Below are 22,719 nucleotides of genomic sequence, written 5' to 3'. Positions count from 1 at the left end.
ACCGACAACATCTCCAAAGCCCCAGTCGTGCGGCCGCAGTAGGCGATGTAAGCACCGCGGCGGGCGACGCGAGCGAGGAGCGCAACGAAGCGTACTGCGGCCGCACGACTGGGGCTTTGGAGATGTTGTCGGTCGTTCCTCCGAGAGCAACCCCGTACGACATGTGTAAGACCTCCGTTCCGTCTCGTCCGCTGACGCTATCCATTTCCGCGTCGCGACCGAAGCGGCGGTGATGACCGACGACACCGGCGACGACGCCGGCGACGATTCCAGCGAGGACGACGCTGAAGACCTCTCCTTAGATCGCTTCCACGAGGCGCTCGAGGCCGAGGAGCGACCGGTCGCAACGGCGAGCGAGGTCGCCCGCCGGCTCGGAACGTCGCAGGCGGCAGCGCGCGACGCGCTCGCTGCGCTCGTCGACCGCGGCGACGTGGACCGACTCGACGTCGAGGCCGACCCCGTCGTATTCTACCCCCGCGACTGGGGCGCGTTGGCGAGCCGCGAGCGCGTCGTGACCTTCCCGAAGCGCCGCGAGATCGTCGTCGACCGCCCCACGCAGTACACCCGCGCGCGGCTCTCGCAGTTCGCGAACCTCGTCGACACCACCGGCACCGAGCCCGGGACCCGCGGGTATCTCTATCGGATCCGCCAGGAGGACGTGTGGGCAGCACCGTTCGACGACGCCGACGCGCTCGTGGGCGCGCTCCGGTCGGTGCTGCCGCGGCGGTACGAACACCTCGAAGCGTGGGTGCGCGACCAGTGGCGTCGGGCGCACCGCTTCCGGCTGTACACCCACGCGGACGGGTACGTCGTCCTCGAGGCCGCCTCCGAGAACCTGATGGGGAACGTCGCCGACCAGCACCTCGACGACGACCACCTCCGCGCGCCAATCTCGGACACCGAGGCGTGGGTGAACGAGGCGGCGGTCGCCGCGGTCAAGCGCACGCTCTACGACGCCGGCTACCCGGTCGAGGACGACCGCGACCTCGAGACCGGCGACCCGGTCGAGATCGACCTCGCGACCGACCTCCGCGATTACCAGGAGACGTGGGTCGAGACGTTCCTCGACCGCAAGTCCGGCGTGTACGTCGGGCCGCCGGGCTCCGGCAAGACCGTCGCCGGGATCGCGACGATCGCCGCGGTCGGCGGCGAAACGCTGATTTTGGTCCCCTCACGCGAGCTCGCCGACCAGTGGCGCGAGGAGCTGCTGGAGCACTCCACGGTCGACCCCGCCGATATCGGACTCTACCACGGGGGGACCAAGGAGATCCGCCCCGTCACGATCGCGACCTACCAGATCGCCGGGATGGACCGCCACCGGAGCCTCTTCGACTCCCGCGAATGGGGGCTGATCTGCTTCGACGAATGCCATCACGTCACCGCCCCGGTGTACTCGCGGACCGCCGAGCTCCAGAGCAAACACCGGCTCGGACTCTCGGCGACGCCCGTCAGCGAGACTGGCAGCGAGGAAGAGATCTACACCCTCATCGGCCAGCCCATCGGGGCGGACTGGGACGCGCTGTTCGAGGCCGGCTTCGTTCAGGAGCCCGAGGTCGAGATCCGCTACGTCCCGTGGCGCGACGAGACGGCGCGCAACGAGTACGCCGCCGCGGACGGCCGGGACCGCAGACGGCTCGCGGCCGAGAACCCCGCGAAGGTCGAGGAGATCCGGTACCTGCTCGCGGCCCACCGCGACAAGAAGACGCTCGTCTTCGTCGAGTACCTCGACCAGGGCGCCGCGATCGCCGACGCGCTCGGCGTCCCCTTCATCAGCGGCGAGACGCCGCACCACGAGCGCGCGGAGCTGTTCCGCCGGTTCCGGGCGGACGGCGAAGCGGAGGGTTCGGGCGGCGGGGCGGCCGACGACGACCTCGACGTCCTCGTCGTCTCGCGGGTGGGCGACGAGGGGATCGACCTCCCGAACGCCGAACTCGCCGTCGTCGCGAGCGGGCTCGGCGGCTCTCGACGACAGGGCTCACAGCGGGCGGGACGGACGATGCGGCCGACCGGCTCCGCGTTGGTCTACGTCCTCGCGACGCGCGGGTCGAGCGAGGAGGAGTTCGCCCAGCGACAGATGCGGCACCTCGGGCGGAAGGGCGTCCGCGTCCGCGAGACGAACGTCGCGGAGTAGTCCGCGGCCCGACGCCGCCGGACCGGACGCGTGCCGAATCGCGCCGCTCGCTCAGAGCGCGTCAGCTAAGCGCTCGGCCGCCCCCTCGATCTCCCCCTCGTTCTCGACGAACCGGACGGGCGCGTTCTGGTCGCGCGCGTACTGGAGCGCCGCGGACCGGTTGAGGTCCTGCTCGAAGTCGATCTGGCGTTCGGTGACCCCGTCGAGGTCGCGGTCGCTCGCCCGCCTGCGTTCGAGGATCGTCGCCGGTTCCGCCTCCACGAGGACGAACGCGTCAGGCGAGACGTCTTCGAGCACTTCGACTGGAAGCCCTTGGACGTAGCCGGTCAGCGTCTCGACCGCGAGGTGCGTCGAGAGGATCACGTTCGTCGTCTCCGCTTCCTCGGCGACGAACTCGCCTGCGCGGCGCTGGAGCCGCCGCGTCTCGGGCTGTGAGAGCGTGCCGAGCTTGGCCCGCTCGGTCGCGAGCCCCATCGCCGCCGCCTGTTCGAGCATCACGTCGCCGAAGTTGATCAGCTTGTACCCATCTCCGAGTCCGCGCCTGACCGCCTGACAGACGCTGGAAAGGCCGACGCCGTTGACTCCCGACACGATCGTGACTGACATCAGAAGCTCACCTCGTTCTCCTCGTCGCCCGGCATCCCGCCGCGGTCGTCGTAGTACCGGCGGCCGATGAACTGCGCGCCGACGAGCATCATCAGCGTGTCGTAGAGGTCGTCGGCCGAGTCGAACGTCTCGACCTCCGACCGGTCGATGACCGCCCGGATCGTCGTGGACTCTCCGTCGGGCGGCGACAACTCCGTGTCACCGACCGTCTCCAGCACCTCGCTTCGGGGCGCCGGAAACTGTAGTTTCCTCGCGAACAGGTCACGAGTCTCTGGTAAGCGCATACATGACACATGACAGCACACGCTAGCATAAGTGTACATGTCAGTGCCCCGCGACCGAAGTCGCGGGTTACCCCCTCGTTCCGTTGTGACGCGGAGTGTCGCCGCCCCTCCGATGCGTTCCCCTCCCCGCCGCGTCGCGTCCCGCGCTCGCTCGCGGGCCCGGCGGCGGACGAAGCTTTCAACATACGCTCCGCCGACTTCGCGACATGGACGCTGACGAGCCCTCGCCCGCCGCCGATAGGCACGACGACCCACCGACCGTCGCCGAGGCGGTCGTCGACGCGATGCTCGACCGCGGCGTCGACACCGTCTTCGGGATCCCCGGCAAGCAGACCCTCCCGCTGAACCGGGCGCTCGCCGATCGCGACGCGCGGTTCGTCGTCGCCCGCCACGAGACCGCCGTCCCGCACCAAGCGTGGGGGTACGCCGAGACGAGCGAGCCCGGCGCGATGGCAGCCACCTGCGTCGTCCCCGGCCCGGGCGACACGAACGCGATGAACGGGCTGAAGAACGCCCTGAACGACTGCGTCCCCCTGCTCCACCTCGCCGTCGAGACGGAACGGTCGGTCCGCGGCGGCGACGGCATCCACGAGACGCCGCCGGAGACGTACGACACCGTCGTCAAGGAGAACGTCCTTGTCGACTCGCCCGCGGGCGCGGTCCCCGCCGTCGTCGAGGCGATCCGGACCGCCCGCGAACACCCGCAGGGACCGGTCCGCGTGGGGATCCCGAAGGACTTCCTCGCCGGTCGGACCCCGCAGCCCGCGGTCGGCGAGCGCGAGCCGTCACCGCCGCCGGCACCGCCCGCGGCGGCGGTGCGCGAGGCCGCAGACCTGCTCGGCGATGCCACAGCGCCCGTCGTGCTCGCCGGCGGCGGTGTCAGGCGCGCGGACGCGAGCGACGCCCTCCGGTCGGTCGCCGAGGGGCTCGGCGCGCCGGTCGTGACGACGTACAAGGGGAAGGGGACGCTCCCCGAGACGCACCAGCTGTCGGCGGGCGTGCTCTGCGGCGGGGCCAGCGCGGAGCTCCGGGGACTCCTCGCGGACGCCGACGTCGGCCTCGTCGTCGGCTCAGACCTCGACGCGGTCGCGACCGCATCGTGGTCCGTCGCGATGCCCGAGACGCTGATCCACGTCACGCTCGACGGGGACGACGTCGGGTTCGGCTACGAAGCGGACCTCGGCGTCGTCGCTGACGCGGACCGCTTCCTCCGGGCGCTCACCGACCGCCTCGACGACGAGGGGGTGGCGCCCCGCGGCGCCGACGGCGCCGAGCGCGCCGAGTCGGTCCGCGCGGCCGACCGCGAGCGCTTCGCGGCGTTGTCCGAGCAGAGCGCCGACGGTTCGGGGAAGTCGACGGCCGACGACCGCGAGGAGCGCCCGCTCCGCTCCGTCGAGGCCCTCTCGGCGGTTCGCGACGCGGTCCCGGCGGACGCGGTCGTCGCCGCCGACGCGGGCGGGTTCCGGCTGTGGACGCTCGTCTCGTTCCCCGCTGCGGGGCCGCGGTCGTACGTCAACCCCGGTTCGTGGGCGACGATGGGTACCGGGCTCCCGTCGGCGCTCGGCGCCAAGCTGGCGAACCCGGACCGCGACGTGGTCGCGCTCACCGGCGACGGCGGGCTCATGATGTGCGTCCACGAGCTCCACACGCTGGCGAGCGAGGGGATCGACGTCACCGTCGTCGCGCTCAACAACGACGACTACGCGATCATCAGCGAGGAGGCGTCGCGGTCGTACGACTTCCCGGACCAGAGCTACGGGTGGGCGGAGACCGGCCTCGACCTCGTCGCGGTCGCGTCGGGGATGGGCCTGCCCGCGGAGCGCGTCCATGCGCGCGGCGCGGTCGGCGACGCCGTCGAGCGCGCCCGCGACCGCGACGGCCCGGCCCTCGTCGAGGTCGTCACCGATCCGGACGAACCGCAGGCGAGCGAGTGGATGACCGGCCCGCACCCCCGGTCCTAACCGGTCCGTTTCACGCCGAGCGTTTCCGAGATCTGAAGCGATCTATATACTCGTCGGGTCTGAATTTCCCGTATGCGCAACCCGTGGGTTCACGACGACGTCCCGGACGACGCCGGGAGTGGGTACGACGGTCCCGTCCGCCTGCTGGCGGCGTTCATGTGGGGGACGTTGGCCCTCGGCGTCGGGGGGTTCGTCATCCTCTCCGGCGCGGGCGTCGTCGACCTCGCCGACGGCGGGTCGTTCGGCGAGGTCGTCACGGGCGTCGTCGCCGCGCTGGCGCTCGCGCTGGCGCTCCCGGTCCTGTTGAAACTGCTCACCATCTCGCGGGCGCTCGCCCTCCTCGCCTTCCTCGGCACCGGCGCCGGGGTCGGCCGGTTCGTGATCGCCCGCGAACCGGAGCGGTTCCGGGGGCTCCTCGACGCGCGCGAGAGCCTCGCCGAGAACGCCGGCTCGCTCGGCGACCTCTTCGACTTCGTCGACTCGATGGCGCCCGGCGCGATCGACGGCGTGACGGTAGTAGCCGACGCCGCGGCGGTAGCGGTCGACGGCGCGATCGCCGTCGCCGTCGGCGTCCCGATCGCGTGAGCCGACCGCCAGCGGGGTCGTGACGGCCGTCCACACGCGCGGTCGGGTTCCGGCGCGTCCCGCGGGACGGGAGCCTTAACAACACCCGTGGTGAAGCCCGCCCATGACGCATCCGAACGACGTCGCCGTCGGCATCGTCGGCCTCGGCGGCATCGGGTCCCACCACGCGACGAAGCTGACCGAGCGCGGCGCGAACCTCGTCGGCGGGATGGACGTCGACGCCGACGCGCGGGCACGGTTCCACGAGGAGTTCGGCCTCCCCGCCTACGAGGACGAGACGGACCTCTACGAGGACTGCGACGCCGTGCTGGTCACCACCCCGAACCGCTTCCACGAAGAGTACGCGACCTCGGCGCTTTCGGCCGGCCTCGACGTGCTCTTGGAGAAGCCGCTGGCGCACACGCTCGACAGCGCCGAGCGGATCGCCGACGCCGCCAGCGACGCCGACGGGTTCTGTATGGTCGGGTTCAACAACCGGTTCGCGGAGCCGGTTCAGGTGATCAAACACTACCAAGACGAGGGGAGGTTCGGCGAGACCACCCACGTCGAGGCGAACTACGTCCGGCGGCGCGGCGTCCCCGGCCGGGGCTCGTGGTTCACGTCGGCGGACGTCGCCGGCGGCGGCGCGCTCATCGATATCGGCGTCCACGCGATCGACTTGGCGCTCTACCTCCTCGATCACCCCGAGGTCGTCGAGGTGTCCGGGGACACGCGCTCGGAGTTCGGCGGTCGCGACGACTACGCGTACGTCCACATGTGGGGCGACGACGCGGGGCCGGAGGGGTTCGACGTCGACGACTCCGCGTCCGCGTTCATCCGCGGCGCCGACGGGAGCACCGTCTCGCTGGAGGTCGCGTGGGCGACGAACCGGCCGGCGACCGACGAGTTCGTCGTCCGGGGCACCGAGGCGGGCGCGACGCTCGACCGCGGCAGCGGCGATCTCACGGTCCACGAGGCGGGCGTCGGCGGCGGCCACCACCTCACGGACGCGAGCGTGGAGACGCGCGACGGCGACGCGCACGCCGCCGAGCAGGCGACGTTCCTCGAAGCGGCCGCCGACGGCGAGGCGCCGTCGATAAACACCGTCGAGGAGGGGTTACGCGTCCAGCGCGTCATCGACGCGATCTACCGCTCCGCGGAGACCGGCGCGGCGGTGCGGCTGGACTGAGCCGCCGACCGAGCAGGCCGACCCGGGAGCCGCGATGGGAACCTATTCGGTGCTGGGGACCGTCACCGCGGACAACTCGTGACCAGCGATCCCGGCCCCACGCCGCCCTCCGAACGGATCACCAGCCTCGACGCGCTCCGCGGCTTCGCGCTGCTCGGCATCCTCGTCATCAACATCCGCGTCTTCTCGATGCCGGAGCAGACCCTGCTCAACCCCACCGTGTACGGCGACTTCACCGGGCTCAACTACTGGACCTGGTTCGTCGGCCACGTGTTCGCGCAGTCGAAGTTCATCACCGTCTTCTCGGCGCTGTTCGGCGCCGGCGTCCTGCTGTTCATCGAGAGCAAAGAGGAGAAGGGCCAAGACGCCGTCCGCCTCCACCTCCGCCGGACCGCGGTGCTGATCGCGATCGGCCTCCTTCACGCGTACCTGCTGTGGTACGGGGACATCCTCGTCACGTACGGGCTGCTCGGTCTGTTCCTCCTCTTCGTCCGCGACCTCGACGCGCGTCGGCTCGGCGGGCTCGCCGGGATATTCCTGCTCTTCGTCCCCGCGATCGAGCTGTTCGCCGCGACCTCGATCGGCGGCGAGGCGATCGCCGGCCAGTGGCTGCCCGCGGAGGCCGCGGTCCGAGACCAGGTGGCCGCCTACCGCGGCGGCTGGCTCGACCAGATGAGCCACCGCGTCTCCTCGTCGTTCCAGCGACAGACGTCCGGGTTCATCGGGTCGAGCTTCTGGCGCGTGGGCGGCGTCATGCTGCTCGGCATGGCACTGTACAGGCGCGGCGTGTTGACCGGCGAGCGCTCGACCGCGTTCTACCGCCGGCTCGTCGCGGGCGGCGTCGTCGGCGTCGGAATCGTCGTCGCCGGCGTCGCGTATATCGAGGCGAACGACTGGAGCGCCGGCGCCGCGCTGTACTGGCGGCAGTTCAACTACGTCGGGAGTCTGCTCGTCGCTGGCGGGTACGTCGGCCTCGTCACGCTGTTCGTCCGGTGGCGCGGTGAGGGGCTCGTGGCCCGCGCGCTCGCCGCGGTCGGCCGCACCGCGTTCACCAACTACCTGCTCCAGACGGTGATCGCGACGACGGTGTTCTACGGTCACGGTCTCGGGCTGTTCGGCTCCGTCAGCCGCGTCGAGGCAATGGGGATCGTCGTCGCGATCTGGGCGGTCCAAGTCCCGCTGTCCGTGATCTGGCTCCGGTACTTCCGGTTCGGTCCCGTCGAGTGGGTGTGGCGGACGCTCACCTACGGGGAGGCACAGCCGTTGCGGCTGAAAGACTGACCCCGCGTTCTCCGAACTGAGACTCGCGAGGACACGTTCAACAGTCCCCGGTCGGACTCCCGCACATGAGCGAGTTCGACGTTCACGACCACCGTCACGAACTGAAACAGCTCCGCGACTCGGGCCGAACGAGCCTCTGGGAGAACAGGGAAGGGATGGCGTGCCCGGTGTGCGACGACGCCTTTTCGCGGCTCTTCGTCACGCGACAGTCCGGGACGACGTTCCCCGAGAACGACGGCGCGCGGTTCTGCCTACTGCGTTCCGACGACGCGGTGTACCTCTTCCGACACTGAGCGACCGGGGGCTCGTCAGTCGTCTCCCACCGGGTCGACGCCGGGCTCGGGCTCGTCGATGTACCGCTCGGTCCACGTGCCGCGCGAGAACCACGCGACGCCGATGACGGCGCCGAGGACGTTTCCGAGTGCCATACCGACCCAGACTCCGGTCTCGCCCCACCCGGCGACGAACACGAGGTACCCGACGCTCGCGACCCGGCCCACCCAGAGGGTGAGGATCGAGATGACCATCGCGGTCTTCGTGTTGCCCGCGCCGCGGAACGCGCCTAAGATCACCTGCGAGACGCCGATGAAGGCGAACTCGACCGACCGGATCCGGACGTACTCCACCGCGTAGCCGATCGTCGCGGGCGCGTCCGGCACGTCGCCGAGGAACGCGCCGACGATCGGTTCGGTGAACGTCACGGCGACGACCGCGACGAGGAACATCACGCCCGCGCCGGTCGTGGCCGCGAACTTCACAGCCCTACCGGCGCGGTCGGCGCGGTTCGCGCCGAGGTTCTGCCCGACCATCGTGTCGATAGCGCGGCCGAGCCCCATCGCGGGCAGGAAGACGAGCGAGATGAGCCGGTTGCCGAGCCCGTATGCGGCGACGACCGGCGGCGAGAACGTGACGATCATCGCGGTGAGCGTGATCATCGCGAGCGCGCTCGTCGTCTGCTCGACGCTGGAGGGGAGCCCGAGCCGGAAGATGTCCCGGATAAAATCGAGGTCGGGCGCGAGGTGGCCGAGCGTCACGTCGGGGCCGTACCCGGTGCCGAACAGTATCCAGAGGCCGATGGCGGTCGCGACGCCCCGCGAGAGGATCGTCGCGAGCGCGGCGCCCTGGATGCCGATCCCGGTGACCCCCGTCGCCGAGAGCAGCGTCGCCTCCAGCGCGACCGGGTCGAGCGCCGCGAGGCCGGGAACCGCGGCGAGCCACTCGAACAGCGGGTTCCCCTCGAACCCGAAGATGAAGAACGGGTCCAAGAGGACGTTCAGGAGGACGGAAATGAACATGACGGCCATCGGCGTCCGCGTGTCGCCGTAGCCGCGCATCAGCGCCGAGAAGACGAAGAACCCGAACATCAGGGGGATCCCGGCGAAGATCACCTCCATGTAGTCTGCCGCGAGCGGGATCACGGTCGCCGCGGTCTCCGCGTCGCTCGGCAGGATCTCGAGGGCCGGGCGCGTGTAGAAGTAGCCCCCGATCCCGATGAGCACGGACAGCACGGAGACGGTGAAGATCGTCTGTCCCGCCACGAGCCCGGCGGAGCCCTCGCCGTCGGCGCCGGTGTACTGCGCGACGAGGATCGCGCCCGCCGTCGTGAACCCGCCGGCGACCGCGATCAGGAGGAAGATCAGCGGGAACGCGAGGCTGATCGCGCCGACGGCCTCCGCCGAGAGCCGGCCGAGGTACAGGGTGTCGACGATGTTGTACGTCACCTGGAGCAGCTGGATGACGACGATCGGCCACGCCAGGCGGAACAGCGGTCGGAGGAGGCTCCCCTCGGTGATCGACTCCTCGCCGACTGGGTCGTCGGGCGCGGGCTCGGGGGCGTCGGACGCAGCTTCGGGGTCGTCGTCCCCGTCGCGGCCGTCGTCGCCGCCCATGGTATCGCCGCTCGGTCCACCGGAGGGGTCCGGCGGCTCGGAGGAATCCGACGGGTCGGAGGGGTCGGCAGCGGGCTCGTCGCTCACTGCGGTTGAAAAGCCGGGCGCGCTCTATCAGGCTTCCGATCCGGTCACCGGCGCCCGTCGCTACCGTCTATGGATCCGGCGGGATTGTCCGCGTCCGAAGGCCCGCCCTCGGTCGTCTCCGTGGCGCCTGCTCCGTCGCCCGGGGTCGGATCGGCGGCGCCGTGTACTCCGTCGGCACCGGACGTCTCGGTGGCGGCGTCGACGCGGGCGACGCCGGAGGTGTCGTCGAAGACGAGGTGGCGGTGCGGGTACGCCATCTCGACGTCCGCGTCGGCGAGGCGCTCGCGGATCTCGGTGTTCACGTCCGACTGGACCTTCGCGAGCTTGTACGGCTTCTTCACCCAGTACCGCAGCCGGAGGAGGACCCCGTCGTCGGCGAACTCGTGGAGGCGGCAGTCGGGACCCGCCATGTACCGCGCCACGCCGATCCGGATGTCGGGGCCGCCGTCGACGACGGCCTCGGAGTCGCGCGCCGCGCGCTCGATGAGCCGCCGGGCCTCGGGGATGTCGCTCTCGTAGGTGACGAGCACGTCGATCGAGCGCCGGGTCCGCTCGTCCTCGGCCGAGAAGTTCGTCACGTCGCGCTCGCGCATCGTCCCGTTCGGCACGACGAGGAAGGTGTTATCCAGAGTGAATATCTTCGTGTAGCGGATCGTGATGTCCTCGACGAACCCGGTCGTCCCGTCCTCTAACTCGATCATGTCGCCGATCTCGAACGGCTGGTCCGCGAGGATGAACACGCCGTTGATGAAGTTCCCGACGAGCGGCGCGAGGACGATACCGATGACGGCCGAGAACACTGCGGTCCCGAGGAGGAGGTCCGCGAACCGGAAGCCGACGGCGCCCAGGCCGACCAGCACCGAGGCGGCGATCGTGCCGACCCGGACCCCGCGGACGATCGTCTGCGCGACGCTCTGTCGCGACACGCGGCGGGCGACGGGGCGACCGATCAGCCGGACGAGGAAGTTCGCGAGGACGACGCCGACCGCCAGTGACGCGAGGACGGTCAACACGCCCGTTCCCGGCAGGTCCGCGAGCCGAGAGCCGATATCGGCGAGCCGCGAGACGGCCCCCGCGATCGGCGTTCCCCCCGGGAAGACCATGGGAACCCGCTGTCGGCCATCGGAAAAAGCGTTTCTCCACGCGCACGACCGGCGGCGAACGAGTCGCTTCGAACGAGAGACGGGGCAACCACTGTGACTCCGCTGAGCGAACGGGCGGTATGGGCCAACCGCCTGCGGACCCAACGAGGTTCGGCGTCGAACACGACACCAAGCCGGGAGACGCGCTGCTCGCCGGCTTCCCCTCGTTCGGGCTCGCCGGCCTGACCGCCGTCCACTACTTGGTCGACGACCTCGATCTCGAGGAGACGGGGCGCGTCCGGATCGACGGCGCCCCGTCGATCACGCCGTTTACGAAAGGGGACGCCGCGCCACCCGCTCCGGCTGTACACCGACTCGGACCGCGACGGCACCGTCCTCGTCGCCGAGCGGATCGAGGAGCGGGAGCCGGAGGGGACCACGACCGCACGGACATGTGGCCCCCATCTGTCCCGACCGTGAGAACCGGGCTCTGAAAACGCGTACAACTCGTCTCATAGTAAAAAGCTATAATCCCCGGTCCCGTTCTTCGGTACATGACTGACGATCTCCGGGACACGCTCGACCGCGTGGGGGACCGATTCAACCTCGGCGAGTACGAGATTGACGCGTACCTCGCGGTGTTGGAACACGGCGAACTGACGGCGAGCGACATCGCCGACCGGACCGAGATCCCGCAGCCGCGGGTGTATGACACGGTCCGGAGCCTCTCGGACCGCGGGCTCGTCGAGCTCCGCGAGTCGCGGCCGATGAAGATCGTCGCCGTCGACCCCGAGGACGCCTTCGGCGATCTGCGGTCGTCGTTCACGGAGATGGTCGACGAGCTGGAGGCGCGGTACACCGCGCCGACGCGGGAGACGGAGGCGGTGTCGCTTGTCAAGTCGCGCTCGACGATCCTCCGGTACCTCGAAGAGGTGATCGCGAACGCGGAGTACGAGCTCGCGCTGTCGCTCACCCCCGGCCTCCTGCGGCGGTTCCGGGACGAACTCGCCGCGAAGGTCGCCGAGGGCGTCACCGTCGAACTGCTCGTCACGCCGGCGTCGAACGCGCCCGACCCGACGGAGTTCGACTACTTGGAGGTCGCGACGATCGCCCGCGCGCGCCGCGGGATCACCACGCCGGTCCTCGCGGTCGGCGACGGCGAGTACTCCGTGTACGCAACGCAGGACGCGCTGCGCGACGACCGCGAGCGCTACGGTGTCATCTTCAACCGCTCCGCGCTCGGCTTCCTCGTCTCCGGCTTCTTCGGCACCGTCCTGTGGACGACCGCGGAATCGCTCGCCGCCGACGGCGAGGACCGGCCCTTCCCGCGCCGCTACGCCTCCATCCGTCGGGCCGTGAAGGACGTCCGCGAGTTCGGCGACGAGGAGTTCTACGCGACCGTCGAGGGCCGCGACATCGAGACCGGCGAGGAGGTCACTGTCCGCGGGAAGGTCGTCGACGTCGCGTTCGTCGACACGGAGGAGGTGGCGTCGCTGGTCGTCGAGACCGAGAACGGCCGCGTCGAGATCGGCGGCCGCGTCGCCGCCTTGGAGGACGTGGAGGGCCAGGAGATCGTGATCGGCCGCGGCGAGCCGCCGGCGCTGTGAGGTGCGCTCGGGTCGTCCCGGCGTCGCCGTTCAAGTGCGGGCGGACCGAAGCGGACCCGTGACCGACGACGCGCGTCCCGACGACGAGCGAGACGCACCGACCGTCGCGTGCGAGCGGTGCGACCGGGAGTGGGTGCTCGACCGCGAGGTCGACGACCTCGACCCCGGGAGCCACGCGATCGAGCAGTTCGCGCTCGACCACGAGCGCCACACCGGCCACTACCCGGACGGCGTGACCCCGTGGGTCGCCCGGTGCGACCGCTGCCCGGACGGGGAGCGCTTCCTCGCGGAGCGTCCGGCGCGGCGCTGGGCGGAGACGCACGCGCGCCACACGCGTCACACCGTCCGGCTTGACCCGCCAACGGGAGCGGTCGAAGCCGTCTCGCCGCGAGACGACGGGGACCGGTCGTAACACCGCAGCCGCTTCCCCTCCGCTACGGACCGAGTGCCGCGATATCGGCTCCGACCGCCGCGCGGGCGTCGGCCGGGTTCGGGTCGCTGTCGGCCAGATGCGTCCACTCGCAGGCGGGTAGCGCGGCGATGCGGTCCCGGATGGCCGGCCGGTACGGTGCGGCCGACGCGATCCCGTCACCGCTGCCCCAGATGTCGTCGATGACGGTCCGCGAGTCGATCCGGACCTCGACGGCCGCAGGGTCGCAGCGCGCGGCCAGCGCCTCCAGTCCGAGGTGGAGCGCCGCGTACTCCGCGGTGTTGTTCTCGGCGCGAGCCCCGACGGGTCGGCCCAGCCGAACGAGGGGGTCATCGCCGACCAGCAGCACGGCCCCCGCGCCGGCCGGTCCGGGGTTTCCGCGCGAGCTCCCGTCGACGTAGAGAACGATGTCGTCGGCGGACTCGCCGCGGTCGTCGCCCGATCGCGGCGGGTCGGCGGCGAGGACCGACTCGACCGCGGTCCGGATCTCGGCGTCGGTCGTCGTCGGGCCGAACAGCCCGCCGTAGCCGGTCACCGCGTCGTCGATGGCGTCGATCGCCGGTCGTATCTCGTAGCCGTACAGGGCGAGGACGTCGTCGACGCGGCTCGCCAGCGGCGAGAGCCGGTCCGTGGGAAGTCGGTCCATGATGTCTCACGCGGCCGAACTGCGGTCCACAACGGTTCATTCGAGAGCGCAGGGAAAAATGCGCTGGCGGTGAGCGCGGTGAGCCGAGCCGCCGCCGATCGGCGGTCAGGACTGAGTGAGAGTGACGACCGCGACCGACCGAGAGCGAGGGCCACACCGACAGCGTATTTACGCCCCCAACCCCTCCGACCCGACATGACGCTCGTCGTCGTCCCGGTTCGATTCCCTCCCTCGTCGCACTCGGCGGCGACGCTCCGCGAGGCGGCCCGCGTCGCCGCGGAGCGCGACGCCGACCTCACGGTCCTCCACGTCGACTTATACCAGCGCTCGGGGGGCGTCTCGCGCAGCGACCTCAAGCGCGCCGCCGAGGAGCGGATCGGCCGGATCGACCGGGCGCGGTACGTCGTCCGTCGGGGCTTCCTCGTCGAGGAGACGATCCTCGAAGAGATCGTCGCCGAGGGGGCCGACGTGGTCGTCATCGGGTCGAAACAGGCGGGGCGGTGGCGCCGGATGGTCCAGAAGTTGCTCTCCGACCCCGACATCGACTCGTTCCTCCGCAGCCAACTCGACTGTACCGTGATCACCGTGGACGCGGACGGAGAGACCACGACGAACGACGCCGACGACGACGCCGCGCCGCTCCCGGACGACTAGTTCTCCCCGCGCCGCGACCCGTCCCGCGTCGCGACCTCGTACCGCCGCTCGTACTCGATGACGGTCGCCGCCCGGTCGGCGACCGACTCGCCGAACTCGCGCTCGACGACGTACAGCGCCAGATCGATCCCGGAGGTGACCCCGCCCGCGCTGAGCACGTCGCCGTCGTCGACGACCCGCGCGTCGACGACCTCCGCGCCCGACTCCCGGAGCTCCTCGACGGCGGAGGCGTGCGTGACGGCCCGGCGGCCGTCGGTGACGCCCGCCTCCGCGAGCAGCATCGACCCGGTACACACCGAGGCGATCCGGGTGTCCGCCGCGTGGTACGCGGCGAGCGCGCGCGGCACGTCGCCCTTCTGCGCCTCGGCCCACGCGCTCGCCTCCTGGTTGCGCGCGTTCCACCCGCCCCCGGGCACGACCAGCAGGTCCGGGGCGTCCTCTCCTCCCGGGCCGGGGAGCGTTCCGTCCACGCCGACGCGGGTCCCGTGGCTCGCGGTCACCGTCTCGCGCTCGTCGAGCGACACGTATCGGACGCGGCCGCCGTCGTCTCCTGACGCCCCGTCGTCCCCTATTGCCCCGTCGTCCCCTGTCGTCCCGTCGTCCTCCTCGGCGGCGTAGCCGAGCGCGTAGTCGAACACCTCGTACGGGCCGATACCGTCCAGTTCGTCGAACCCGTCGTACACCAGAATATCGACGTTCATGCCGGGCCGAACGAGCGGCGCGGGCTTGTGCGTTCCCCTCCGATCGGGCGACTCCCGGTGACCCGCAGCGCCGAGCCGTCAGCCCCGGTCGCCGCGTCACTCGTCGGCGAACGCCGACGCGACCCGCTCGATGTCCGCGACGACGCGGTCCCGGTCGACCCGCTCGCCGCGGTAGGCGCGCTCGACGATCCCGTCGGGGTTGACGAGGAACGTCACCACCATGTGCGTGAAGTCGTACCCGGGGAGGCGCTCGCTCTCGGTCGTCCGCTCGAAGGCGATCCCCAGTCGGTCCTCGACCACCGTCTTCGCGCGGGCCGGCGTCTCGGGCCGGAGGTACAGCCAGTTGCCCGCGTCGAGGTCGGCGCCGACCGACGCGGCGTTCTCGCGGAGCGCGGCCGCGTCGTCGCGCTCGGGATCGAACGTGATCGGGAGGAAGTACACGTCCTCCGTCAGCCCCGCGTCCGCGACGCGGCCCTGAATCCGAGCCCACTGTCGGAGCAGGATCGAACACTCCGCGGGGCAGAAGGTGAACACGCCCGTCACGAGCGCGGTCCGGTCGAGCGCGTCGCTGTCGAACGTCTTCTCCGCGAGCGGGGCCGACAGCTCGAACGACGGCAGCGGCTGGCCGTACGCGGGGTACGCGAGGTCTTCGCTGTCCGCGATCTGGTCTTCCTGCGGGTCGAGCACGACGCCGTCCGGCGTCCCGCCGAACAGACGCGACGTACAGCCCGCGAGGGAGCCGGACGCGACCGTTCCGGCCCCGGCGAGCAGCGTGCGGCGATTCATACCCGTGTGAAGGGCCGAGCGGCGCATAACGCGTCTGGTGCGATCGACGAACGAGCGGCCGCGGCGGGTGGGAATTGGGATATTGGGTGCGCGGGCTCCCGGGGCGCCGTCGATCCCTCAAAACGGCGTGTAGTACGGGATCGGCGGATGCGGCAGCGGGACGCCGAGCGTCGCGAGCCCGTGCTGGAGCGGGAGGTAGCCGAGCGCGACGAACGCGACGCCGAGGACGCGGTGGAACCGGAGCCGGGTCTCGAGGCGCATCGACTGGAAGGCCGTCCCGAACAACAGGAGCGCCGGAACCGTCCCGAGGCCGAGGACGCCCAGCGAGACGGCGCCGCCGAGCGCGCTCCCCTGAACGAACGCGTACAGGAACGCCGGGTACAGCAGCGGGCACGGCAGGAACCCGTGTGCCGCCCCCAGCCCGAGGATGCGCCAGTCGCCGACCCACGCGTCGACGCGGGCGACGATCCGGTCGCTCACCGCCGCGGCCGCCCGGTCGAACCCCGGTATCGGGAGCGACTCGAACTCCAGCCGGAGCGCGTAGCGCGCGCCGAGGGCGACGATCACCCCGCCGACCGCGATTCCGGTGAGCGCGTGGACGTCGTCTGCGAGGGTCGTGACCGTCCGCCCCGTGACGAACGCGAGGCTCCCGGCGAGGCCGAAGAGACCGCCGAGCGTCGCGTAGCTCGCGGTCCGGCCGAGGTTGAACAGCGCGTGCTGCCGGACCTGCCGCACGGTGAGGTCGTCCCGCCCGTCGCGTCCGCCGGCCTCCGCGGACCGCATCCGGTCGGCGTAGGTGCCGACGAGTGGACCGCACATGCCGAGGCAGTGGGCTCCGCCGAGCAGCCCGATGAGGAGGAAGACGCCGAGGCCGAGCGAGTCGGTCGCGTACAGGGAGCCGGTCGGCTCGCACGTCGCGCCGCCGCCGGTGGCGACGAGCGCTCGGAGCGCGCCGAGGCTGGAGAGGTCCATATCGGACGGAGGTACCGGAGACCGCTAACCGATCTGGTGCGATCGGCGAACGGGAGCGGTTCGCGCGCGGCGTCGGTCCGGGGGGAGCCGCCACCCGGTCGGCGGCGTCACCCGTCGGCGTCGAAGAGCGAGTCGACGGTGCGGACGAAGCGGTCGACGATGCGGTCGGGGAGCGACGGCGACACCTCGTCGAGGAGCGCGGCCGTGCGGTCCGGCCGGGCGAGCGAGACTGTCATCGGCCGGTCGGGGGACTTCTCGACGATCCCGTGGTCGGCGAGCGTCGAGACGTGCCACGACACCGTGCTCCGCGCGAGGTCGAGGTCGTCCGCGAGCGCCGACGGCCGCGTCGGTCCCGCGGCGTGGAGGCGGACGACGATCTCGCGGGCCGTCTCCCGCCGGAGGAACGCGAGGGTCCGTCGGTCCCACGGGTCGACCGTCGGGTCGAAGTAGTGTGCCCGCCCGCCGATCCGCTCGACCGCGAGCTCGCCGTCGCGGACGAGCCGGCGGAGGTGATACTGCGCCTGCCCGGTCGCGATCTCGAGGTCGCGACCGATCCGGTTGAAGTGGACGCCGGGCGTGTCGCGGACGTGGCGTCGGATCCGGGCTCTGGTGTCCGACATTCCTGACTGTCCGTACTACCCGCCTCTGGAATAAAAGGCGCTCGTGCGGTCCCCCCGTCTGGGAACGGCGAACGGGAACGTCTTCTTATCCGTCCCCTCCCAAGGGCGACCCGTGACGCAGTCGATCCCGGGGGAGGTGCCGGCGCTCGCCGGCTGGTCCGTGGAGGGATCGCTCCCGATCCTGGCGGTCGTGGTCGCCGCCGGACTCGGGACGAGCCTCCTCTTCGCCGTCAGCCTCGCCGCGTACCGCCGCCGCCGCCGAGCGCAGTACCGACTGATCTCCCTCGCCGTCGGCGCGCTCTTGGCCCGCTCGGTGGTGGGCGTCGGGACCGTCCTCGGGGTCGTGCCGATGCCGGTCCACCACCTCCTCGCGCACAGCCTCGACTTCCTGATCGCCGCGCTCGTCCTCTACGCGGTGTACGCCCACGCGCCCGGGGCGATCGGCGACGACGCGGCCTCGAAGTGAGTCGACCGGCCGGCTTGCTTCAGGTCGATTCGACCGACCGGCTCATCGGTCGAGCCGCGCGCGGAGGTGCTCGACCGCGACGTCGACGCGGGGACCGAGCGCGATGGCGGCGACGGCCGCGACGCCCCCGACGACGATCCACCCGACGAGCGAGGCCACCGCCCGCCCGGTGTCGACGAACCCGCCCTCCGGCGCGAAGGAGACGCCGATGACGTGCTCGAAGACGAGTCCCCTGAACGCCCCGTTCGGCGAGAGGGCGAGCGAGCCGGCGATCCCGCTCGGCGACGCCCCGGCCGACAGCGACCGGAGCACCGCGAGGTCGCCGCCGAGGACGCCGGCGAGCAGCGCGAGGAGGCCGAGCGCGAACGCGCTCCGCCGGGTCGTCGCGATCGTCGACACCGCAGCCGACAGCGAGAGGTACGCCGCGCCGAACGGGACGACAAGCGCGAGGAAGCGGAGGAACAGCACCGGCGAGTCGACGCCCGAGTGCGTCGCGAAGATCCCCGTGTCCGGCGCGGCGGTGAGCCACACGTACGCGCCGACGAGCGCGAACGGCCCGCCGACGAGGACAACGAGCGCGGCCGTCCGCGCGAGCAGCACGCCGACGACGTACCCGGCCGCGCTCACCGGGTACGTCCTGATCACGCCGAGCTCCCCGCTCGCCGCGTCGGCGAACAGCGCGCGGTAGCCGAGCACGACCGCCAGCAGCGGCACCAACACTTCGGTCGGTAAGAGGAGGTCGACGACCGCGGGCACGAACCCGGTCGCGCCGCCGCCGCCGACCGCGACGAGCCCGCCGAGGACGACGAGGAGGCCGACCGCGAGGACGGCGTACCCGGGCGTCCGCCGCACCGTGGCCAGTTCACGGCGGAAGACGACCCAGACCCCGCCAAGTCGCCGGTTCATCGCTCTGACACCCCCGTGACGTGGACCTCGCCGTCGTCCCGACCCCCCTCTCCGTCGTCCGCTGACTCGCTTTCGGCGGGCGAGGCCGGCGGTTCGGCGCCGCCCGCGACCGCGCGGTACAGCTCGGCGACGCCGTCGACCCCGTGGTCGTCGAGGAGCCGGTCGCGCGCCCCCGCCGCGGCGACCCGACCGCGACGGAGGACGACGACGGCGTCCGCGTGCGCGTCGACGAGGTCGAGGTCGTGCGAGCTGACGACGACGGCGGCGTCGTCACCCGCGCGGGCCGCCGCCCGGAAGGCCCGCTCCCGCATCTCCGGGTCGAGCCCGCTCGTCGGCTCGTCGAGGACGACCACGTCCGGGTCGCCGAGCGTCGCCTGCGCGATCCCGAGCAGTCGCCGCATCCCGCCCGAGAGGGCTCCCACCCGCTTTCCGGCCGCGTCGGACAGCCCGACGCCGGCCAGCGCCGCGTCCGGGTCGCCGCCCGCCAGCGCCGCGTAGAACCCGAGCGTCTCCCGGGCGGTGAACCCGTCGCGGAACGGCACCCGCTGCGGCAGGTACCCGACGTGCTTCTCGGACCCGGCGCGCGGGCCGCCCTCGGGGTACCGGACGCTCCCCGCGGTGGGCTCGACGGCGCCCGAGAGGATCCCGAGGAGCGTCGACTTGCCGGACCCGTTGGGGCCGACGACGGCGGTGACGCCGGCCTCGACCGACAGCGAGACGCCATCGAGGACCGGGACGCCGCCGTAGGTTCGGGTGACGCCGTCGACGGCCGCGAGCGTCGGCTCGCTCACGCCGACCCCTCCGCGGTCGCCGTGGCGTTTCCGGCGGGCTCGCCGGCGGCCCGCCAGTCCGCTCGGACCGGTCCGTCGGCGTCGGCGCCCGCACCGGTGACCGCGTCGACCCGCTCGGGGTGGTACGGCGCGGCCGCCGGCGCGGGGTCGATGATGCTCCCCGAGCGGGCGCCGGGGACGGTCCCCCGGAGGGCGTCGAGCAGCCGCGCCGCGGGCGACTCGCGCACCGCGGCCGCGCTCACGTGGCGGTGGAGCGCGGCGTCCACGGGCGAAGTCGGACGATACGCCCGGCTCCCGGGAGCGTGCGGGCCGACGCTCGCGCCGTCCCAGTAGTTCCCGCGGTCGCCGTCGGCCCACACGCGGAGCGCCCCGGCCCCGGCCGTGGCGTGGTCGCCGTTGCCGACGAAGTCGTTCGCGACGACCCGGCTGGAGGGGACCACGGTCGTCGCCCGCGCGCCGAGCTCGTTGTCGACGACGACGTTGTGTTCGTACAGCGACCCCCGGGCGCTCGTCGAGAAGCCGAGCTCGTTCCCGACCAGCGTGTTGTACCCGACGTACGTCCGCGTGCCGGACGCCTGGATCCCCGCGCTGGAGTTGCGGACGTCGTTGCCGACGATCGCGTTGCCGGCCGGCCGCGTCATCACGGTGACTCCGGCGAACAGCTCGTTCCGGAAGGCGTTGTCCGCGACCAGCGCGTCGCCGGTGTACATGAGGTGCGTCCCGTACCGGTTGTCGACGAACGTCGAGTTCCGCACGATCGAGCCGTCGGCGCGGTGGAGGTAGATCCCGTCGCGTCCGCCCTCGAACCGGCTGTTGGTGACGGTGACGCGCGACTTCATCCCGGTGACGCCCATGAACCCGTCCTGCCACTCGTCGGTCCCCTCGACGAGGAGTCCGCTCGCGGTCGCATGCGACCCGTCGCGCAACAGGATCCCGCTCGCCTCCGTGTCGACGGCGACATCGTCGACGACGAGCCCGGGCGCGCCGACCGCCTTGATCCCGGCGTCGCCGTAGCCGTAGCCAAGCTGGATGTTCGTGTCCCACGTCCCGCCCTCGCTCTCGCGGGACGCGCGGGCCGCCTCCGGGTCGCGGGTGCGGTTCCCCGTGCCCGCGATCCGCAGCCCCGTGACCGCCACGTCGCGCGCGTGAACGGTGATCACGGACCCGTTCCCGTCGCCGACGACGCGGGTCGCTCCGGGGCCGGTGCCGCTGCCCGCGCCGGCGATCGTCACGGACCGGTTCACCGTCACGGTCTCCTCGTAGGTCCCGGGCGGGACGCGGACCGTCGTGTTCGGCGGCGCGGCCGCGACCGCGGCGCCGATCGTGGGGGCGTCCTCGCCGACGACGACGGAGGCCGGGCGGTCCGCGCGCCGCTCCGCCGCGGCGATCCGGTCGTTCGCCGTCCGCCAGCGGTCCGGGGCGAGCGCCCGCACGGTCGCCGCGGAGTCGACGTCGAACGACCGACTTCGGACCGCCGCCCAGCCGACGACGGAGCCGCCGTGTTCGTCGGCGAACGCCGCCGCGGCGTCGCGGCTCGCGAATGGGACGACGACCGGCCCGGCCGGCGTCCGCGCGTCGCTGTCGACCACGTACCGCGCTTCTCCGACGGGCGTCCAGCCGCCCGCGCCGCCCGCGGCGAACAGCCCCGACTCGGTCGTGCCCGGGTCCCGATGGTCGAACGTCTCGACGTACGCGACGAGCGGATAGCCGAACTGGCGCTCCGTCCGCCCGTCGCGGCGCGAGTCGACGAACGAGGCGATCCCGTTGTACCCGACGACGTACTGGAGCTGCGAGTAGAACACCTGGACGCGCGGGAGCGTCGCGTCGCCGGCCATCAGCGCGTCCGTCTCCGAGGAGAGCCCCAGCTCGACCGCGTCGTCGAACCGCACCGGCTCGGGTACCGACTCGCTCGGGTCCGCGGCGAACGCGCCCGCGGTCGCGACCGCGGCGAGCGCGACGAGCCCGAGGAGCGCGAGCCGGAGGCGACGCGACCGGGCGGTAGCGGGGTCGAAAACTGCCACGCGTCCGCTTCGATCGGCAGCGCCTTAGAACGTCTGGTTCGTTCCTCGAACGAACCGTTGAACGCGTCCAGAGGGGCTAATAGCCCGGTATTCCAAATACAACTATGACGAGCGACAACCAGCCGACGAGCGCACCCGACCGACGCGAGAACATCCCGCGGCGACGCCTGCTCGCCGGACTCGCCGCCGGCGGCGCCGCCGCGGTCGCCGGCTGTGCCGGCGGAGGGTCAGAGTCCGTGTCCCCCGTCTCGATCGACGACGACCAGGCCTGCGACCAGTGCGGGATGATCGTCGCGGACCACCCCGGAACGGTCGGGCAGGTCCACTTCGAGGACGACGAGCCGGAGGGCGGGCGCCCGGCGCAGTTCTGTAGCGGCACCTGTACGTACACCTACCGGTTCGACGCGGCGGACGCGGGACGGACGCCGCTCGCGACCTTCCTCACCGACTACTCGGCGGTCGACCAGGAGGTGTTCGAGGAGGGCGGCGACACGATGTTTTCCTCGCACGTCGAAAGCGAGGCGTTCGCCCGCGAGACGACCCTCACGGTCGTCGCGCGCAGCGAGGTGATCGGCGCGATGGGGCCGGACTTGGTCCCGTTCACCGACGAGGACGACGTGGAGGACTTCGTCGCGGAGTACGGCGGCGAGGCGATGCCCGCCACCGAGGTGGACCGCGCGACGCTTGAGGCGCTGTAGGGTCGGATACCGGTTCATCCGGAGGGTGAGCTCAGATTCTCGGGAGCCCTCTGACGCCGGACACGCCGCCGACGACGGCCGAGAAGGCCAACGTCGTGACGAGTTGCGGCGTGCTGTCATCTCGGATCGGGTCCGGTTTCGCTTAGTCTCGTCGCTGTCGTCCCGTCCGGTGTCTTCCCGGAGCCGGTGCCGCGCCTCGCGTGGGCGACGGTCATCGGGATGCGCTTCACCGCACCGCGGCGTATCACGCCTACCGGAATGCGAGATGAATCTCGGCACCGACGGAAAGACGCCGGAACTCAGAGACGGGCGATACGAAGAGCAGACGCGACGGGTCGCCGTGGGTT

General features: G+C 71.8%; 23 protein-coding genes and 1 pseudogene. 12 read left to right on the top strand and 12 right to left on the bottom strand.

The window, feature by feature from the left end:
* Window positions 1-232 precede the first annotated feature (232 nt).
* The gene (locus EXE47_RS15225; RefSeq protein WP_049932539.1) at window positions 233-2,131 is read left to right on the top strand and encodes a DEAD/DEAH box helicase; all 1,899 of its coding nucleotides are present in this window, start codon (window positions 233-235) and stop codon (window positions 2,129-2,131) included.
* A gap of 51 nt (window positions 2,132-2,182) precedes the next feature.
* Here EXE47_RS15225 and EXE47_RS15220 read toward each other — a convergent pair whose 3' ends face one another.
* The gene (locus tag EXE47_RS15220; protein ID WP_049932541.1) at window positions 2,183-2,737 is read right to left on the bottom strand and encodes an adenylate kinase; all 555 of its coding nucleotides are present in this window, start codon (window positions 2,735-2,737) and stop codon (window positions 2,183-2,185) included.
* Complete coding sequence (locus tag EXE47_RS15215) at window positions 2,737-3,021, bottom strand: hypothetical protein (protein WP_049932543.1); 285 nt, start codon at window positions 3,019-3,021, stop codon at window positions 2,737-2,739. Before EXE47_RS15215 ends, EXE47_RS15220 begins: the two co-directional genes overlap by 1 nt.
* Before the next feature lie 206 nt (window positions 3,022-3,227).
* On the opposite strand from EXE47_RS15215, the gene EXE47_RS15210 reads away from it, so the two are divergent.
* The 5 genes from EXE47_RS15210 (at window position 3,228) to EXE47_RS15190 (ending at window position 8,309) form a co-directional block, all read left to right on the top strand.
* Window positions 3,228-4,982: a thiamine pyrophosphate-binding protein gene (locus EXE47_RS15210; RefSeq protein WP_137692986.1), complete on the top strand. Its 1,755-nt coding sequence runs from the start codon at window positions 3,228-3,230 to the stop codon at window positions 4,980-4,982.
* Window positions 4,983-5,054: 72 nt separating this feature from the next.
* Entirely contained in the window at window positions 5,055-5,567 is a 513-nt protein-coding gene (locus EXE47_RS15205) for a hypothetical protein (protein ID WP_086216674.1), read from the top strand.
* A gap of 103 nt (window positions 5,568-5,670) precedes the next feature.
* Window positions 5,671-6,735 (top strand): Gfo/Idh/MocA family protein, encoded by a 1,065-nt coding sequence (locus EXE47_RS15200; protein ID WP_137708502.1) that lies wholly within the window; start codon window positions 5,671-5,673, stop codon window positions 6,733-6,735.
* A gap of 78 nt (window positions 6,736-6,813) precedes the next feature.
* A complete protein-coding gene (locus EXE47_RS15195; protein WP_089308775.1) occupies window positions 6,814-8,016 on the top strand; it encodes a DUF418 domain-containing protein in 1,203 nt (400 codons plus the stop codon).
* Between the two features lie 65 nt (window positions 8,017-8,081).
* Window positions 8,082-8,309 (top strand): hypothetical protein, encoded by a 228-nt coding sequence (locus EXE47_RS15190; RefSeq protein ID WP_049932552.1) that lies wholly within the window; start codon window positions 8,082-8,084, stop codon window positions 8,307-8,309.
* A 15-nt stretch (window positions 8,310-8,324) separates the two neighbouring features.
* Here the strand turns inward: EXE47_RS15190 and EXE47_RS15185 are convergent, their stop codons facing one another.
* Together EXE47_RS15185 and EXE47_RS15180 are read right to left on the bottom strand one after the other, a co-directional pair.
* Window positions 8,325-9,992, bottom strand: a complete 1,668-nt coding sequence (locus tag EXE47_RS15185) for an MATE family efflux transporter (protein ID WP_089308776.1) — start codon at window positions 9,990-9,992, stop codon at window positions 8,325-8,327.
* A gap of 44 nt (window positions 9,993-10,036) precedes the next feature.
* Entirely contained in the window at window positions 10,037-11,095 is a 1,059-nt protein-coding gene (locus EXE47_RS15180; RefSeq protein WP_049932556.1) for a mechanosensitive ion channel family protein, read from the bottom strand.
* Between the two features lie 119 nt (window positions 11,096-11,214).
* On the opposite strand from EXE47_RS15180, the pseudogene EXE47_RS15175 reads away from it, so the two are divergent.
* From EXE47_RS15175 to EXE47_RS15165, 3 genes and pseudogenes are all read left to right on the top strand, one after another.
* Window positions 11,215-11,485 (top strand): annotated as a pseudogene (locus EXE47_RS15175) (PAC2 family protein); the annotation flags it as partial.
* A 143-nt stretch (window positions 11,486-11,628) separates the two neighbouring features.
* Entirely contained in the window at window positions 11,629-12,681 is a 1,053-nt protein-coding gene (gene trmB / locus EXE47_RS15170) for an HTH-type sugar sensing transcriptional regulator TrmB (protein WP_049932559.1), read from the top strand.
* 58 nt (window positions 12,682-12,739) lie between these two features.
* Window positions 12,740-13,093, top strand: coding sequence for a hypothetical protein (locus EXE47_RS15165; RefSeq protein WP_049932560.1), 354 nt, complete (start codon window positions 12,740-12,742; stop codon window positions 13,091-13,093).
* A 22-nt stretch (window positions 13,094-13,115) separates the two neighbouring features.
* Here the strand turns inward: EXE47_RS15165 and EXE47_RS15160 are convergent, their stop codons facing one another.
* Window positions 13,116-13,757: a ribonuclease HI family protein gene (locus EXE47_RS15160; RefSeq protein ID WP_086220363.1), complete on the bottom strand. Its 642-nt coding sequence runs from the start codon at window positions 13,755-13,757 to the stop codon at window positions 13,116-13,118.
* A gap of 195 nt (window positions 13,758-13,952) precedes the next feature.
* Between EXE47_RS15160 and EXE47_RS15155 the strand changes: the two genes are divergently transcribed.
* Entirely contained in the window at window positions 13,953-14,411 is a 459-nt protein-coding gene (locus EXE47_RS15155; protein WP_049932564.1) for a universal stress protein, read from the top strand.
* Here the strand turns inward: EXE47_RS15155 and EXE47_RS15150 are convergent.
* The 4 genes from EXE47_RS15150 to EXE47_RS15135 all read right to left on the bottom strand — a co-directional run bounded on the left by EXE47_RS15150 (window position 14,408) and on the right by EXE47_RS15135 (window position 17,490).
* Entirely contained in the window at window positions 14,408-15,112 is a 705-nt protein-coding gene (locus tag EXE47_RS15150) for a DJ-1/PfpI family protein (RefSeq protein WP_137708501.1), read from the bottom strand. The genes EXE47_RS15155 and EXE47_RS15150 overlap by 4 nt on opposite strands.
* Window positions 15,113-15,208: 96 nt before the next feature.
* Window positions 15,209-15,898, bottom strand: coding sequence for an SCO family protein (locus EXE47_RS15145; RefSeq protein WP_049932567.1), 690 nt, complete (start codon window positions 15,896-15,898; stop codon window positions 15,209-15,211).
* 117 nt (window positions 15,899-16,015) lie between these two features.
* Window positions 16,016-16,870 carry a sulfite exporter TauE/SafE family protein gene (locus EXE47_RS15140; protein ID WP_089308781.1) on the bottom strand — a complete coding sequence of 285 codons (855 nt, stop codon included), beginning with the start codon at window positions 16,868-16,870 and terminating at the stop codon, window positions 16,016-16,018.
* Between the two features lie 107 nt (window positions 16,871-16,977).
* A complete protein-coding gene (locus EXE47_RS15135; RefSeq protein ID WP_094520487.1) occupies window positions 16,978-17,490 on the bottom strand; it encodes a helix-turn-helix domain-containing protein in 513 nt (170 codons plus the stop codon).
* A gap of 112 nt (window positions 17,491-17,602) precedes the next feature.
* Between EXE47_RS15135 and EXE47_RS15130 the strand changes: the two genes are divergently transcribed.
* Window positions 17,603-17,956 carry a hypothetical protein gene (locus tag EXE47_RS15130; RefSeq protein WP_086216664.1) on the top strand — a complete coding sequence of 118 codons (354 nt, stop codon included), beginning with the start codon at window positions 17,603-17,605 and terminating at the stop codon, window positions 17,954-17,956.
* Window positions 17,957-17,998: 42 nt separating this feature from the next.
* Here EXE47_RS15130 and EXE47_RS15125 read toward each other — a convergent pair whose 3' ends face one another.
* The 3 genes from EXE47_RS15125 to EXE47_RS15115 are packed head-to-tail and all read right to left on the bottom strand — an operon-like array spanning window position 17,999 to window position 21,674.
* Window positions 17,999-18,862, bottom strand: coding sequence for an ABC transporter permease subunit (locus EXE47_RS15125; RefSeq protein ID WP_137708500.1), 864 nt, complete (start codon window positions 18,860-18,862; stop codon window positions 17,999-18,001).
* Window positions 18,859-19,653: an ABC transporter ATP-binding protein gene (locus EXE47_RS15120; RefSeq protein ID WP_137708499.1), complete on the bottom strand. Its 795-nt coding sequence runs from the start codon at window positions 19,651-19,653 to the stop codon at window positions 18,859-18,861. The genes EXE47_RS15125 and EXE47_RS15120 overlap by 4 nt, the downstream gene beginning before the upstream one ends.
* Complete coding sequence (locus EXE47_RS15115) at window positions 19,650-21,674, bottom strand: NosD domain-containing protein (protein WP_094495327.1); 2,025 nt, start codon at window positions 21,672-21,674, stop codon at window positions 19,650-19,652. Before EXE47_RS15115 ends, EXE47_RS15120 begins: the two co-directional genes overlap by 4 nt.
* A 104-nt stretch (window positions 21,675-21,778) precedes the next feature.
* Here EXE47_RS15115 and EXE47_RS15110 point away from each other — a divergent pair, with 104 nt between their 5' ends.
* Window positions 21,779-22,372, top strand: coding sequence for a nitrous oxide reductase accessory protein NosL (locus EXE47_RS15110; protein WP_137708498.1), 594 nt, complete (start codon window positions 21,779-21,781; stop codon window positions 22,370-22,372).
* Window positions 22,373-22,719 lie beyond the last annotated feature (347 nt).

Source organism: Halorubrum sp. GN12_10-3_MGM (assembly GCF_005435235.1).
Classification (GTDB): Archaea; Halobacteriota; Halobacteria; order Halobacteriales; family Haloferacaceae; genus Halorubrum; species Halorubrum ezzemoulense.
The sequence above is the reverse complement of the archived record's forward strand: the minus strand, read 5'-3'. Positions and strand labels throughout refer to the sequence as shown.

Excerpts from the sequence above, each read along its gene's own strand:
- EXE47_RS15225 (WP_049932539.1), top strand. The coding sequence starts at position 233 with ATGACCGACGACACCGGCGACGACGCCGGCGACGATTCCAGCGAGGAC.
- EXE47_RS15220 (WP_049932541.1), bottom strand. The coding sequence starts at position 2,737 with ATGTCAGTCACGATCGTGTCGGGAGTCAACGGCGTCGGCCTTTCCAGC.
- EXE47_RS15215 (WP_049932543.1), bottom strand. The coding sequence starts at position 3,021 with ATGCGCTTACCAGAGACTCGTGACCTGTTCGCGAGGAAACTACAGTTT.
- EXE47_RS15210 (WP_137692986.1), top strand. The coding sequence starts at position 3,228 with ATGGACGCTGACGAGCCCTCGCCCGCCGCCGATAGGCACGACGACCCA.
- EXE47_RS15205 (WP_086216674.1), top strand. The coding sequence starts at position 5,055 with ATGCGCAACCCGTGGGTTCACGACGACGTCCCGGACGACGCCGGGAGT.
- EXE47_RS15200 (WP_137708502.1), top strand. The coding sequence starts at position 5,671 with ATGACGCATCCGAACGACGTCGCCGTCGGCATCGTCGGCCTCGGCGGC.
- EXE47_RS15190 (WP_049932552.1), top strand. The coding sequence starts at position 8,082 with ATGAGCGAGTTCGACGTTCACGACCACCGTCACGAACTGAAACAGCTC.
- EXE47_RS15180 (WP_049932556.1), bottom strand. The coding sequence starts at position 11,095 with ATGGTCTTCCCGGGGGGAACGCCGATCGCGGGGGCCGTCTCGCGGCTC.
- trmB (WP_049932559.1), top strand. The coding sequence starts at position 11,629 with ATGACTGACGATCTCCGGGACACGCTCGACCGCGTGGGGGACCGATTC.
- EXE47_RS15160 (WP_086220363.1), bottom strand. The coding sequence starts at position 13,757 with ATGGACCGACTTCCCACGGACCGGCTCTCGCCGCTGGCGAGCCGCGTC.
- EXE47_RS15155 (WP_049932564.1), top strand. The coding sequence starts at position 13,953 with ATGACGCTCGTCGTCGTCCCGGTTCGATTCCCTCCCTCGTCGCACTCG.
- EXE47_RS15150 (WP_137708501.1), bottom strand. The coding sequence starts at position 15,112 with ATGAACGTCGATATTCTGGTGTACGACGGGTTCGACGAACTGGACGGT.
- EXE47_RS15145 (WP_049932567.1), bottom strand. The coding sequence starts at position 15,898 with ATGAATCGCCGCACGCTGCTCGCCGGGGCCGGAACGGTCGCGTCCGGC.
- EXE47_RS15140 (WP_089308781.1), bottom strand. The coding sequence starts at position 16,870 with ATGGACCTCTCCAGCCTCGGCGCGCTCCGAGCGCTCGTCGCCACCGGC.
- EXE47_RS15135 (WP_094520487.1), bottom strand. The coding sequence starts at position 17,490 with ATGTCGGACACCAGAGCCCGGATCCGACGCCACGTCCGCGACACGCCC.
- EXE47_RS15125 (WP_137708500.1), bottom strand. The coding sequence starts at position 18,862 with ATGAACCGGCGACTTGGCGGGGTCTGGGTCGTCTTCCGCCGTGAACTG.
- EXE47_RS15110 (WP_137708498.1), top strand. The coding sequence starts at position 21,779 with ATGACGAGCGACAACCAGCCGACGAGCGCACCCGACCGACGCGAGAAC.